Origin of the sequence: Paenibacillus sp. FSL H7-0714 (assembly GCF_038003765.1) — a bacterium.
Taxonomy (GTDB): domain Bacteria; phylum Bacillota; class Bacilli; order Paenibacillales; family Paenibacillaceae; genus Paenibacillus_AQ.
Genome location: NZ_JBBOPT010000001.1, coordinates 5467953 through 5481417, shown reverse-complemented (window position 1 = coordinate 5481417; position 13465 = coordinate 5467953). Strand labels below are relative to the sequence as shown.

Below are 13465 nucleotides of genomic sequence, written 5' to 3'. Positions count from 1 at the left end.
ATCATAATAGGAGTACTGTATAACAGTAAAGCGTTGAATATAACAGTGGAGGTGAGGGGTTCATGCATATCGATTTGATTCGCAGCGGCAGTAAATCTTTGCCTCATCAAATCAGTGAAACCCTAAGTCAGCGGATCTCATCAGGACTGCTCCAGCAAGGTGTCCGGCTACCCTCCGTAAGAAGTTTGGCTACAACTTTGAGAGTAAGCCAGGTTACAGTAAGCAAGGCATACGATGTGCTTGAGAAGCGGGGACTTATTTATTGCAGACAAGGAAAAGGCTGCTTTGTAGCCGACCCTGAACACACCAGACGTCAGGAAGATGGTCGCTGGCAGGATGTATATGATGATTATTTGCCGCGAGCTCAGCTTTGGCGCAATTTTGATTACTCTGAAGTTAAGTATCCCTTTCATATAGCTGCAATTCATAGTGAGTTACTTCCTCTAAAAAATATTGGTGACTCCTTCGCATCATTAGTTACGCAGCAGCCGGAGCTTATGGCAACCTATGGGAACTTCCAAGGTGATCTGGAGCTGCGAGGAATTATGAGAGATCATTTAAAAACACGTGGAATTGCACTTGCTTCCTCTGATGTAATGATCACAAGCGGAACTCAGCAAGGCATTGATCTGGTTGCTCGTACGTTTGTCGGACCTGGGGACACAGTGTATCTTGAGGCTCCTAGTTATACAGGAGCTATAGATGTTTTTGCAGGACGAGGTGCAGAGATGATTTTTGTACCTACGGACGGTGAAGGGATGCGGGTGGATATTCTCACAAGAATGTGTGATCAAAGACCGCCTAAGCTAATTTATACCATCCCAACTTTTCAGAATCCAAGTGGAGTAACCATGAGCATAGCAAGAAGACAACGTCTGCTGGAATTAGCCCGCAGTTACCGTTGCCTTATTGTTGAGGATGATCCATTTAGTGATTTATATTTCCATGCGCCTCCGCCGCCTACGATCAAATCGATGGATTCTGAAGGGCATGTAGTATATATGAAGAGTTTCAGTAAAGTTATTGCACCCGGCTGCAGAATTGCCTGTGTAGCCGCTAGTGGGAATATTCTGTCACGACTTATCGCCGCCAAGTCCGCAAGTGATTTAGGGAGTCCGCTGCTTACACAAAGGGCGGTACTGCCATTCATAGCGGGCAAGTATGAAACCTATGCTGCTCAGTTACGAGTTACACTCCGTGGTCGCATGGAAAAGGCGGCGAAGCTTCTGAAGCTTTACGCGCCGCCTGGAGTAAAATATATTCTCCCAGAGGGTGGTCTTAATCTCTGGCTGGAGTTGCCGGCTTCACCTGATATCGGAAGGCTACATGAGCTGGCCGAACAGGAGAGCATTTCTTTTTTACCGGGTGATGTTTGTTACTCTGCGGAGACCCCTTCCCGGCATATCCGTTTGTGTTATTCACAAATGAATGAAAAGGATATGGAGGAAGGCTTACGATTATTTCTCCGTTTACTTGGTAGATTTTTGAAGATGGGTGGTTAAGGTTGTTACTTAGAGTTACTTAATCTTTGTTTCAATTGATTCATTTGTTTTTGTACATGCTGTGGCCATAGCTGTAGTGGAACCTGATTGCCGCTAGCGGCTTGCAATGTTTTATAGATATCGACCTGACCCCAGCCAAAATATTTGTCATGCCCGGGAGTGCCTAAATCAACAGCATTTTTGGTCATAAGATCCATAACTTCCGTATTCGTTAGATTCGGATTTAGTGAACGCACCAGACCCGCCAGCGCAGCGACATGAGGACTGGCCATCGATGTACCGGATAACGCGGCATACTGGCTATCTGGGTAAGTGCTTGCTATGCTTTCTCCGGGTGCTGCGACATCAATATAATCGCCGTAGTTGGAGAAGGAAGCTTTTTCCCCTGAAGCATTTGTTGCAGCTACTGCAATCACTTCGGGATACGCAGCAGGAAAACCTGGTCGTTCCGTATTATCGTTGCCTGCAGCAGATACGAGGACGATATCTCGGTCGTAGGCATATTTGATCGCGTCATGAAGAAACTGGGAATCCGCATAGTTACCTAAACTCAAGTTTATGACTTTCGCACCGTTGTCCGCAGCCCAAATGATTCCTTCTGCAACAGAATAAGTGGTACCTGCTCCTGAATTATCGAGTGCTTTTACCGGAAGGATCTTGTTGTACCAGCTGATTCCAGCAACTCCCTCTCCATTATTGACCAGGGCGCCTATAATTCCAGATACATGTGTGCCATGTCCTACATCATCTTCTGGAGTGGAGCCATTGGTGATCGCGTTATACCCTGTCAAAAGCTTACCCTTCAAATCCGGATGATTGATCTGGACTCCGGTATCCACTACGGCTACGATCACTTCTTTACTTCCCTTAGAAAGATTCCAGCCCAGCTCCGTTTCGATTGCTGGCAGATTCCATTGATAGGTGGAGAATAACATGTCATTTGGAGTAACTGTTCCCTCTGCGTTTTTAGATATCGTATCATTGGTTAAATACATATAGTGAGGCTCCGTATATTCGGGGTGCCATTTATTGGTGAAATAGTCTTTGAGCTCATAATAAGTCATCTTCTCCGAACGGAAAATGTAGGCATACCCAAGCTTACGTGGCTTCTTGCCGTTGATATCAGCGGTTATCGTTTGAAGCTGCCCCGGAGTAGGTGAGTTGTTGCGGAAACGGACGACAATTTCATTCTCATAAAAATGGCTAGCGTTTTCGTTATCATGACCGGTCTTAACGGTGATATCTTTTAAATTATCGGTATGAACGGATTCTACACGGTACTTACCTTCCTTCGGATAAGGAATGAGACGCAGGTTCTTCAACTGATGGTCTGCAACACGACCAAGCACCTTTTGGTTAATAAGTGCAATGATGCCTACATTTTTTTCTTTGTTCCGCTGAGCGATAAAGTAATATTTCTCTTTACCGATTGTAAACGTTGGAGATTCATAGGATTGATGACCATGGATCGCTGATTTCGCCGTCTTAAGATATTTTTGCAGCTGCTGATTCTCCTGTTCGGTTCCTTGAGGAAATGAAGAGGACTTAAAGGTTTCCGTTTTATGCTTGCGAAAATCAATCCACATAAGCATAGTGATAAATCCGTGGTTCTGCTGCAAACGTTTTGCATACACTGATTTATCATGAAGCGAAGTCATTCCATCCGTTTCAGAGAGGAGCTTAGTCAAATGTCTGCTGACATCCACTCTATTCAGATGATCCGTCGCATCAACATCTTGAGATAAGGAGCTTTTCTTCAATGATTTTTCCTGTGAAGGGTTTGGTGCTGAATGTAGGGCTGAAGTTGGAGCAGGATTTGGTACAGCAACATTAGCGACTTCTCTGGTCGTCGTCCCATTAGTGGCAGGACGTAGCGCAAAGGTAAGTAATACAACTGTGAACGCAGCTGTTACCAAACCTGCAACCGTTAGATTTTTACGTGACATGATTTCCGCTCCTCTACGCATTGTAATGCCTATAGGTTTAGAAGAGAGCGTATGTTTTATGCATCTTAGAAAAGGATACCTTCCTAACGTTTTTTATGATAATATCAGAGAGAATAAGCATCTTGAGTTCGCATCCTGATATTGCAGGAGATACGTCGATAGATGTTCTTTTGATTTTCAGAAGGTTAGACTTCTCTGTGTTTGCATCCTGATATTGCAAGAATAAAGAGATATGTCTAAAGACTATTTCTTCATAAGATTAACTTTATTGACTACAAGAGCAGGGAATAATAAGGGGGAGCAACCGCCATGTCAGCAGCCAATGTGCAGAAATTATGTGAATCGACGAGAGACAAACTTAAAGATGTAATTGATAAGATGGAAATTTTTCTGAACGAGCATGCATTGCCTCAGCTTGTAACAGAAGATGATGAAGAAACTGTACAATTTTATCAAGGATTTCTGTCCGATGTCCGTCATCTGTTAGTGTTCTCGGAAATGTCTTATGAGAAGCTGGGAGTTGCGCTGCGTCGTGCTACATTCGATGAATCTTTTGCGCAGAAAGCGCTTTATAATGTATATCACTATGGCGTGAATAACTTCTTCTATCCAAAGAACGAAAGCTATTCTGAAGATGGACGTTATGCTTATACTGGACAGGATGCTATCCGTTTCCGTAAAAAGCCAGTTCGTCCGGCGCGTGATATCATTCTAGAAATTACCAAGACCTATGAAGAGCTACGCGATGACCTTACTTATTATGAGAACGACTATTTGACTGAGAAACGTATGCAAAATCAGGTTTAACAGTTCACTAGTTCGTGTAAAGGATCAGCACTTCGTCATAATGACGAGGGCTGATCCTTTTTTGACGTATTAGAATTTATATATTTGGGGCCCCCACAAAGTACCTGAGTACGCATCGAAGCACCCCCCCCACTTTGTGGGGATATTTTGCGTGGGCATCGTTACATCAACTGGAAACCGTCCTGTCGAATAGGGGGTAAATCATGCGGACATAATGAAGCCGAGGTGATAAATATGTCGAGTGTAAAGCCATTAGTCAAATGCAGTGTAAGCAATTGTCATTATTGGGGCGAGCATAATTTATGCCGGGCAGAAGAAATTATTATTGAGATCGACAAGCACGCTGGCAGTGGATTTAAAGAAGAATATGCTGAAGAAATGACGAATGAAGGTCACCACGATCAAGTCGCAACATCGTCTGCAACATGCTGTTTAACATTTAAGCCGAACTCCTAGGAGGCCGCCCTAATGGACAGAGAAAAGGAACATGAATCAGGTTCATCAAATGGACAATCCGGTCCGAGAAAAGTTATTTTGCGTCCGCGCAGAGTAGACTATCCACGCCGGGACAGAGAACATCAAGAGGAATATGCCGCAGAGGTGAATCCGGTTTCGATGCCGATCCGGGATACAACACCACGCGTGGCGAGTGAAGCTAAGGAGCATGAAGAGGATTATAGTGGAAGCAAAGCGGTGGGTTATACTGGGCTAGCTATGGGTATTGCCTCCTTGTTTCTCTGGTCCATCATACTTGGGCCCATTTCAGTTGTGATTGGTTATTATGCATATGCCAAGGAGCAAAAAACGCTTGGGGCATGGGCGATGGGGTTAGGGATTGTATCCACACTTAGTTACTTTGTGATGATACCCTTTGCTCGCTAAAAATGAACTGGTAAGTTTGAATTATAACAGGCTTTAGACCTAAATATCAGGGTCTGAAGTCTGTTTTTCATTCCAGCATATAGCAATAATCTCGGATAAATTGTAATATTAAGCCGTAATTCATCGGAATCTAAGGTTAGACCAATAGATATGATTCAACAGGATCAAAGGAGTGCGCCGGTATGGAGATTAATCCCGCTGTAACCAATGGGTTAGGGCAGCTTAAATGGGTAAGCTTAAAGAGTGCAACCGACAAGAGTAGCTCAGCAAATGAAACTGAAAGATCAGGCGCGTCAGCCTCTCAATTTGCAGCAATGCTTCAAGCTTTATCTTCTAACTCGTCTAATGGCGGGGATACAAACTTCTTGACGTCACTTCCGGATGCTTCATCAGTTAGTAGCTTGTTATGGCAACAGATAGGCGGAACAGCTGAAAGTATCGATAGTGTAATTTCCGGGGAAATAACGGATACTAAACCAACAAGCTATGATGATCTGATTCAAACGGCGAGTGCTAAGTACGGGGTGCCAGTCGATTTGATAAAAGCTGTGATTGATACAGAATCTTCCTTTAATCCAAACGTTGTCTCTTCGGCTGGTGCTAAAGGATTAATGCAATTAATGGATGGAACAGCGCGTGGGTTAGGGGTTTCTGATTCATTCAATCCTGCTCAAAATATTGATGGTGGTGTACGCTATCTGTCTTATCAATTGAAACGCTTTGACGGACAGGAAAAGATGGCATTAGCGGCTTACAATGCAGGGCCTGCAAGGGTAATTAACCTTGGGGTAAGCAATGATCAGGAATTATTGGAGAAACTTACACTGCTCCCTAAAGAGACGCAGTCTTATCTCACTAAAATAGAACGCGCTCGCGCGGAATACGCTGTATAATAAAAAGGATCAAACGGGTATTTCCCTTAAACCACATGCTGGTATTTGGGATCACCGTTTGATCCTTTTTCGAAATTTAAAAAAGAATGATTCTGTACTTTAAAGAAGTAAAGGAGACAATCGATATATGCTTTACTGGGATTATGCCGCCGCCACACCACCCTATGAAGACGTGGTGAAGACGATGGAACAAATTATGAAGCTGCATTATGCTAACCCGTCCTCCTTACACCGCGCCGGTAGTGAAGCGGCAAAGCTGATCAGGCGTTCACGAGAAGTATGTGCAGCTGCGTTATCTGTACAACCAAAGGAGATCCTATTTACATCTGGGGCTACGGAGAGTAACAATTTAGCCATTAAAGGTGCTGCTTTGCAATATCAATCAAGAGGACGTCATCTGATAACTACAGAAATAGAGCATCCCTCTGTGTATGGAAGTTGTCTGCAGCTGCAACAAAATGGCTGGGAGATTACTTTTGTAGCGCCTGACAGCACTGGAATGATTGATCCAGAGCGAGTGGCTGCTGCAGTACGGCGTGATACCGTACTCGTAAGTGTGATGCATGTAAATAATGAAATTGGAACAGTACAGCCGCTGATGGAGATTGGCAGGCTGATTAAATCCGTAAATCCACGAACCTTATTTCATGTGGATGGCGTTCAGGGATATGGTAAGCTTGCTGTTGACCTCAAAGGATGGAAAGCGGATCTTTACAGCTTGTCTCCTCACAAAATTCGAGGTCCTCGCGGAGCGGGGCTTCTCTATATTAAAGAAGGAATTCAACTGTTCCCCTTACTTTCAGGTGGTTCTCATGAAGAGGGACTACGTGCTGGAACTGAGAATGTACCTGCAATTGTTGCTTCTTCCAAAGCCGTGCGGATGGGTGTTGAGCAGCGCGAAACCTTCTATGCCCGATTGCTCCCACTTCGGGATCGGCTGTTACGCTTCTTGCACAGCGTTCCTGAATTTGTTATAAACAGCAGAGAGGATGGAGCCCCTCATATTGTGCATTTCTCATACCCTGGCATGAAAGGGGAAGTGTTCGCCCGTAAGCTGGAGGAACTAGGGATGGCTGTTTCTACTCGATCGGCTTGCTCCTCCCGGCTGGCAGAACCTAGTCGTGTTCTATTATCTATGGGGAAAGATGTCTCTGTAGCTTCAGGAGGCATCCGCATCAGTTTCGGTGATAGTCACACTGAAGAAGATGTCGCAGCGCTTGAGAAAGCACTAATTACTGCGGTACGAGCTTTAAAGATTGCTGAAGGAGGTATGAAGTAACTAATGAGTGTGATGAATCAAGAATCTGCTAAAGGCAGTGCCAATAGTATTGATTATGCCGATATGCTGCTTTTGCGTTTCGGGGAGTTTACATTAAAGGGCAAAAACCGTGCCAGATTTGAGAAAACGGTACTACGTCATGTGAAAGAAATGATTAAGCCATATCCTAAGGTGGTTCTAACCAAAGAATTTGGAAGAATTTACGTGGAACTGAATGGAGAAACTGCTGCCCCATTGGTAGAAGCATTGAAGAATGTATTCGGAATCGCTTCTGTCAGTCCGGTAAAGGTGGCCAAGTCAGATCTCGAGGATATTGTGGCTGTCAGCCGTCATTTTTTGGAGATCATCGCTCCTGCACCGGGAACTACATTTAAAGTTAATGCACGCCGGGTATGGAAAGAGTTCCCATATGGCTCCATGGAGATGAATAAGCTAGTCTCGACACCACTGCTGCAAGGCTATTCGGGACTTACTGTGGATGTAAAATCACCTCAATTGGAGCTGAAAGTCGAAATTCGTCAAGGTCATACTTTTATATTTTGCGAAAATATTGCTGGTGTTGGTGGATTTCCGCTTGGTACGAATGGAAAAGCGATGTTATTGCTGTCCGGAGGCATTGATAGTCCTGTAGCCGGTTGGTCATCCATGCGTCGTGGACTCGAAGTGGAGTGCGTACATTTCTATAGTTATCCTTATACGAGTGAGCTTGCCCGGCAAAAGGTGGTTGATCTTACGCGGGTATTGTCACGATATGCGGGAGTCATCAAGCTACACTTAGTACCTTTTACAGAGGTGCAGACATCTTTTACCGGAATAGGTCAAGATAATCTGATTATTACGTTGATGCGTCGAGCTATGCTGAGAATTACTACACAGCTTGCTGAACGTGAGGGTGCCCTCGCGATCGTAACCGGTGAAAGTCTTGGACAGGTTGCTAGCCAGACGTTACCAAGTATGAATGTGATCGGTCGTGCGACAGAACTTCCTCTTTTACGTCCGCTGGTAATGATGGACAAAAGTGATATTGTAGAGCTGTCTAAGAATATCGGCACCTATGACCTGTCAATTCTTCCTTATGAGGATTGCTGTACATTATTTGTACCTAAATCACCTACAACGAATCCGAATTTACGGATTGTAGATAAGATTGAAGCTACGTTCCCAGGTTACTCTGCATTACTGGACGCAGCGATTGAAGCCACGGAGACCGTGCTGATCACTCCGTATGGAGATGAGAAGCCTAAAGATGTAGTAAGTGCTCAAGCTGGATTACAGGAAGAATGGTTCTAATATTATAAACAAAAGGCTGTCTCATTCGTAGCAACATCTACGGTTGAGGCAGCTTTTTTGAATTATTATGGCTTGATTGGCGTCTCCAGTGTCCTCCAATTAAGATGCCAACAATGATCACAAATATAAACAGAGCTCTCAATAGTGGATGCTGCTCAAAAAATGGGGAAAGCTGCTGCTCATCTGTAATCATGCTTGAGGCTGTAAAGCCTAGGACTGCTGAGCCAATATAAATAATCCATGGATATTTGTTGATTAATTTAATAAAGAGAGTGCTTCCCCAGACCACAATTGGAACGCTGATTAACAGTCCTATGACAACTAGAGAGATATTGTGCTTAGCGACTCCCGCAATGGCGATGACATTATCCAGTCCCATCGCAGCATCGGCTAGAATGATTGTCCCCACAGCGGCCCCTAAGCTTTGACCAGCCTTGATATTCGTTGATTTGTTCTCATCTGTTAACAGCTTATAGGCAATTAGAATAAGTAAAATCCCGCCTACCAGCAGTAACCAAGGGATTTTTAATAACCATACGACCAGAACCGTTGCGAAAATCCGTAGTACGACGGCACCTGCTGTTCCAAGCACAATTGCTTTTTTTTGAGTGCTGTTCGGCAAATTATGCGCAGCAAGTCCGATGACTATGGCATTGTCTCCCGCCAGAATGAGATCTAGAAAAATAATATTGAGCAGTGATAATACAAACTCCCATATGGATGTATTCAAGGCATAGTCACCCCTAAAGTTAGTTAAGATGAGCACGAAGATATGCTTAGTTTTGTATACGCAAAAAAAGGGGCATACATGCTTTCATCCTCAAAAAAAGTTGGACAGGAAGCATAGCTTGTCACTTACGAACATACATGTAGTTACATGTGATTCGGGGAGGTAAAAGCGAATGGAATCATTATTGCTCCTTGGTGAAATATTGATGATCAATCTTGTGCTGAGTGGAGATAATGCTATGGTCATCGCGATGGCCAGTAAGGACCTTCCGGAGAAGCACCGGAAGATTGCGGTATGGTGGGGAGCTGCGGGAGCTGTTATTCTGCGCTGCTTGCTAACTTTTGCTGCGGTATTACTGTTGAAAATCCCTTATATCCAGGCTGGAGGAGGAATTCTGCTGCTATGGATTGCGTTCAAGCTGCTGCTGGAAGAAGAGGAGGACCTTAGAGTCGCGGAAACATCCTCCGTATGGAAATCCATCCGAACGATTCTCGTGGCTGATTTTATTATGAGTCTTGATAATGTCCTGGCAATTGCCGGTCTAGCCAAAGGGGATTTGGCTTTAATTGTCATCGGGATTGCGCTCAGCATTCCGATTGTAGTATGGGGAAGTGGCCTCATTGTGGGGTGGCTGCATAGATTTCCGATACTCGTATTTATCGGCGCTTATATTTTAGCCTTTACAGCAGGTGATATGATGCTTCAGGATGCAAAATTAGGGACAATGCTCTCCTTTTTGCTCCCATCCACGCATTCCATACTGCCGATCGCTTTAGGAATATTAGTAGTTGTTACAGGAGCAGTTAAACGAAGAACAACATCACTAGGTTAATAAATTGCAATAAAAGGCAATACTACAAGGACATCTCCATAAATTGGAATCGTCCTTTTTTGACGTATCAGAAAGTATATATTTGGGGCCCCCGCAAAGTACCTGAGTACGCATCGAAGCAAAGCGCCACTTTGTGGGGATATTTTGCATGGTCAGTGATGGCATTTTGTGTATGTTTCAGATAATATATGAATAAGAATCCTGTCGTTTTCTGGGTATGAGACGGCAAGGTAATGAGGTAGACGTGAATTTGAAGGGATGGGTGAAGGATGTCTTCCAAGAATGACATGAGACTAGGTATATTCATTGTAGCTGCGGGCGTCTTGATTTTATTCGGTAAGCTGGGGGTCTTCGGATTTTTGGGACGAGCCCTTTGGCCGCTAGTGATTTTACTTCCAGGATTGGTTCTACATATGTTGTTTTTTAGCCGCCGCGCTTCGGCAACAGTATTGATTCCCGCGGGAATATTAACGGTATATGGTTTATTGTTTGGTCTTTGCAATATATGGGGATGGGGGCTTATGAAATATTTATGGCCTGTGCTTCTGCTCGGCATTGCCGTAGGTCTGTATGAATATTCCATAAATTCTCCAAGACGGTCAGGGGGACTATCTGCAATTGCTGTAATACTAGGCGTTCTAAGCATAGCGCTTTGTATTTTCAGTCTTATGGGTACCGGTGTGATCTATCTAATTGGTATTGTATTCATCGTGGCAGGAATTTGGCTGATTACAGGTCGGGGTAGAACTCGTGGCCGAAATAGATGGTATCGAAGTTAATTAATGTTGGATCTTGTGAAAAAAAACGGAATTTGCCAACTGTTTTTTTCATAAAAAGACTTGCTTTTCATAGTGCTTTCACTATAATATTAATGTTATGTTGAAGCGTCGGCTTTCTGCCTGGCGCTTCTTTTGTGAGACTGCCGTGACATGCTAAGAATTTTAACAGTTTTAATTTGATAAATGAGAGGATTTGGATACAAATCATGCATTCAAGAAAAGATATTCGCAACATTGCGATCATTGCCCACGTTGACCATGGCAAAACAACACTCGTCGATCAGCTTCTTCAGCAATCGGGGATCTTCAGCGCACACGAACACGTACAAGAACGCGCTATGGACTCTAACGATATCGAGCGGGAACGCGGAATTACAATCCTAGCTAAAAATACAGCAATTACTTATAAAGAGTTTTTGATCAATATTGTGGATACACCTGGACACGCTGACTTCGGTGGCGAAGTAGAACGGATTATGAAAATGGTTGACGGTGTATTGCTGGTTGTTGATGCTTATGAAGGCTGCATGCCGCAAACGAAATTCGTTCTGCGTAAAGCATTGGAACAAAAACTTACACCGATCGTTGTCGTGAACAAGATTGACCGTCCAGCTGCTCGACCTAAGGAAGTTATTGATGAAGTGCTCGATTTGTTCATCGAACTTGAAGCAAATGACGAACAATTGGAATTCCCGGTTGTCTATGCATCTGCTCTTAATGGTACATCAAGCATGGTTCCTGAGAAGCAAGATGAGACAATGCTTTCACTTTACGAAACAATCGTTGAGCATATCCCAGCTCCAACTGAAAGTGTAGAAGACCCGCTTCAATTCCTCGTAACGTTGATGGATTATAACGAATACTTGGGTCGTATTGCTATTGGCCGTGTAAACCGCGGTGTGATCAAACAAGGTCAATCTGTAACTGTAATTATGCGTGACGGTAAGAGTAAAACCGCACGTATTGAGAAATTGTTCGGGTTCCAAGGTTTAAAACGTATTGAAACAGAAGAAGCGGGCGCAGGGGATATCGTTGCTATCGCAGGGATCAAGGACATTAACATTGGTGAGACCATTGCTGATCCAGCGAATCCAGAAGCACTGCCTGTTCTTAAGATCGACGAGCCTACGATGCAAATGACTTTCCTTGTGAATAACAGTCCTTTTGCTGGTAAAGAAGGTAAATGGGTAACTTCCCGTAAACTGCGTGAGCGTCTCTTTAAAGAACTTGAGACAGATGTGAGTTTGCGTGTGGATGAAACGGATAGTCCTGATGCATTTATCGTTTCTGGACGCGGTGAGCTTCACCTTGGTATTCTGATCGAGAATATGCGTCGTGAAGGTTATGAAATGCAAGTTTCTAAACCACAAGTAATCATTAAAGAAATCGATGGTGTTAAATCGGAGCCACTTGAGCGTCTTATGATTGACATTCCTGAAGAAAGCATGGGCTCTGTTATGGAAAGTCTGGGCACTCGCAAAGCCGAAATGGTCAACATGATCAACAACGGTACGGGTCAAGTACGTCTGGAGTTCCTGATTCCTGCACGTGGTTTGATTGGTTACAACACTTACTTCTTGACTTTGACACGTGGTTACGGCGTTATGAACCATGCTTTTGACAGCTACGCTCCACTGGTTGCTGGTCAAGTTGGCGGACGTCATCAAGGTGTGCTTGTAGCCAGTGAGACTGGATCAACAACACAATATGGAATAGTGGGCGTTGAGGATCGTGGTATTCTCTTCTTGGATGCAGGTACAGAAATTTATGAAGGTATGATCGTAGGCGAGCATACCCGTGATAACGATATTATCGTTAACATCTGTAGAGAAAAAGCACTTACCAACATGCGTACTTCAGGTAAGGACGATACTGTAAAAATGAAGACACCACGTACCTTCTCTTTGGAAGGCGCACTTGAATATTTGAATGATGATGAATATTGTGAAATCACACCTAAATCCATTCGCTTGCGTAAAAAGATTCTGAACAAAGGCGAACGCGAACGTGTAGAGAAGCAACGTAAAATGGCACAAGCAAACGCGTAAGATCAGCTTATTATAGTAAAGAGCCGTCGGAGGTGTAACTTTCGGCGGTTTTTTTTATAACAAAAACTCCCCTTACTGATGATATAATGTAAACGTATCTTAAATTTGGGAGGAGTGCGGTATCTATGCAAGTCTGGTTTGCTGAGCATCCAATCGTCGCTTATATTGTTATTTTTATATTGCTTACATTTGTGTATAATCAGGTTTTTCGTGTGAATCAAAAGTTATCGATTGGCAAAGAGATTATGCTGTACATAATGATGGCAATCGGCTCCGGCATGCTCCTCATTTTTCAACATGATAAGCTACCGATCATTCAGTGTCTGCTGGTCGCCGTCGGATTAATGCTGATGGTACGGATACGTTATATTGTAGAAGCTCGACAGAAGAGAAAGGCTGCAGCTGCAGCAAAAAGACAGTAATCGAAACTTTTACTGCTTATGCAACGTCTATTTAAGTGTAGCAATTTTAATTCCA

Annotated in this window: 13 protein-coding genes; 11 read left to right on the top strand and 2 right to left on the bottom strand. The window is 43.8% G+C overall.

Features of this window, described 5'->3' with window-relative positions; genetic code table 11:
• Nucleotides 1–62: 62 nt before the first annotated feature.
• Nucleotides 63–1502, top strand: coding sequence for a MocR-like pyridoxine biosynthesis transcription factor PdxR (gene pdxR / locus NST34_RS24580; protein WP_341128928.1), 1440 nt, complete (start codon nucleotides 63–65; stop codon nucleotides 1500–1502).
• 5 nt (nucleotides 1503–1507) lie between these two features.
• On the opposite strand, the gene NST34_RS24575 is transcribed toward pdxR, so the two are convergent.
• On the bottom strand, nucleotides 1508–3448 hold the full coding sequence (locus NST34_RS24575) for a S8 family peptidase (RefSeq protein WP_076299660.1): 1941 nt from the start codon (nucleotides 3446–3448) through the stop codon (nucleotides 1508–1510).
• Between the two features lie 309 nt (nucleotides 3449–3757).
• Here NST34_RS24575 and NST34_RS24570 point away from each other — a divergent pair, with 309 nt between their 5' ends.
• The 6 genes from NST34_RS24570 to thiI all read left to right on the top strand — a co-directional run bounded on the left by NST34_RS24570 (nucleotide 3758) and on the right by thiI (nucleotide 8599).
• Nucleotides 3758–4255, top strand: a complete 498-nt coding sequence (locus tag NST34_RS24570; protein ID WP_042190914.1) for a YpuI family protein — start codon at nucleotides 3758–3760, stop codon at nucleotides 4253–4255.
• Nucleotides 4256–4489: 234 nt separating this feature from the next.
• The gene (locus NST34_RS24565) at nucleotides 4490–4711 is read left to right on the top strand and encodes a DUF1540 domain-containing protein (protein WP_042190912.1); all 222 of its coding nucleotides are present in this window, start codon (nucleotides 4490–4492) and stop codon (nucleotides 4709–4711) included.
• Between the two features lie 12 nt (nucleotides 4712–4723).
• A complete protein-coding gene (locus NST34_RS24560) occupies nucleotides 4724–5137 on the top strand; it encodes a hypothetical protein (RefSeq protein WP_341128927.1) in 414 nt (137 codons plus the stop codon).
• 182 nt (nucleotides 5138–5319) lie between these two features.
• Complete coding sequence (locus NST34_RS24555; RefSeq protein ID WP_149647605.1) at nucleotides 5320–6030, top strand: lytic transglycosylase domain-containing protein; 711 nt, start codon at nucleotides 5320–5322, stop codon at nucleotides 6028–6030.
• A 127-nt stretch (nucleotides 6031–6157) separates the two neighbouring features.
• Nucleotides 6158–7309 (top strand): cysteine desulfurase family protein, encoded by a 1152-nt coding sequence (locus NST34_RS24550; protein WP_341128926.1) that lies wholly within the window; start codon nucleotides 6158–6160, stop codon nucleotides 7307–7309.
• A 3-nt stretch (nucleotides 7310–7312) separates the two neighbouring features.
• On the top strand, nucleotides 7313–8599 hold the full coding sequence (thiI, locus tag NST34_RS24545) for a tRNA uracil 4-sulfurtransferase ThiI (protein ID WP_341128925.1): 1287 nt from the start codon (nucleotides 7313–7315) through the stop codon (nucleotides 8597–8599).
• A gap of 37 nt (nucleotides 8600–8636) precedes the next feature.
• Here the strand turns inward: thiI and NST34_RS24540 are convergent, their stop codons facing one another.
• A complete protein-coding gene (locus NST34_RS24540) occupies nucleotides 8637–9329 on the bottom strand; it encodes a TerC family protein (RefSeq protein ID WP_341128924.1) in 693 nt (230 codons plus the stop codon).
• 172 nt (nucleotides 9330–9501) lie between these two features.
• On the opposite strand from NST34_RS24540, the gene NST34_RS24535 reads away from it, so the two are divergent.
• From NST34_RS24535 to NST34_RS24520, 4 genes are all read left to right on the top strand, one after another.
• Nucleotides 9502–10161, top strand: a complete 660-nt coding sequence (locus NST34_RS24535; protein WP_341128923.1) for a TerC family protein — start codon at nucleotides 9502–9504, stop codon at nucleotides 10159–10161.
• 269 nt (nucleotides 10162–10430) lie between these two features.
• A complete protein-coding gene (locus NST34_RS24530; RefSeq protein WP_042190902.1) occupies nucleotides 10431–10940 on the top strand; it encodes a hypothetical protein in 510 nt (169 codons plus the stop codon).
• Nucleotides 10941–11146: 206 nt separating this feature from the next.
• On the top strand, nucleotides 11147–12988 hold the full coding sequence (gene typA / locus NST34_RS24525) for a translational GTPase TypA (protein WP_042190900.1): 1842 nt from the start codon (nucleotides 11147–11149) through the stop codon (nucleotides 12986–12988).
• A gap of 125 nt (nucleotides 12989–13113) precedes the next feature.
• Complete coding sequence (locus tag NST34_RS24520; protein WP_042190898.1) at nucleotides 13114–13410, top strand: YlaH-like family protein; 297 nt, start codon at nucleotides 13114–13116, stop codon at nucleotides 13408–13410.
• Nucleotides 13411–13465: the final 55 nt, after the last annotated feature.

Coding starts and splice junctions, on each gene's coding strand:
- NST34_RS24560 (WP_341128927.1), top strand. CDS start 4,724: ATGGACAGAGAAAAGGAACATGAATCAGGTTCATCAAATGGACAATCC.
- NST34_RS24575 (WP_076299660.1), bottom strand. CDS start 3,448: ATGTCACGTAAAAATCTAACGGTTGCAGGTTTGGTAACAGCTGCGTTC.
- NST34_RS24550 (WP_341128926.1), top strand. CDS start 6,158: ATGCTTTACTGGGATTATGCCGCCGCCACACCACCCTATGAAGACGTG.
- NST34_RS24520 (WP_042190898.1), top strand. CDS start 13,114: ATGCAAGTCTGGTTTGCTGAGCATCCAATCGTCGCTTATATTGTTATT.
- NST34_RS24530 (WP_042190902.1), top strand. CDS start 10,431: ATGTCTTCCAAGAATGACATGAGACTAGGTATATTCATTGTAGCTGCG.
- typA (WP_042190900.1), top strand. CDS start 11,147: ATGCATTCAAGAAAAGATATTCGCAACATTGCGATCATTGCCCACGTT.
- thiI (WP_341128925.1), top strand. CDS start 7,313: ATGAGTGTGATGAATCAAGAATCTGCTAAAGGCAGTGCCAATAGTATT.
- NST34_RS24535 (WP_341128923.1), top strand. CDS start 9,502: ATGGAATCATTATTGCTCCTTGGTGAAATATTGATGATCAATCTTGTG.
- NST34_RS24555 (WP_149647605.1), top strand. CDS start 5,320: ATGGAGATTAATCCCGCTGTAACCAATGGGTTAGGGCAGCTTAAATGG.
- NST34_RS24565 (WP_042190912.1), top strand. CDS start 4,490: ATGTCGAGTGTAAAGCCATTAGTCAAATGCAGTGTAAGCAATTGTCAT.
- NST34_RS24570 (WP_042190914.1), top strand. CDS start 3,758: ATGTCAGCAGCCAATGTGCAGAAATTATGTGAATCGACGAGAGACAAA.
- pdxR (WP_341128928.1), top strand. CDS start 63: ATGCATATCGATTTGATTCGCAGCGGCAGTAAATCTTTGCCTCATCAA.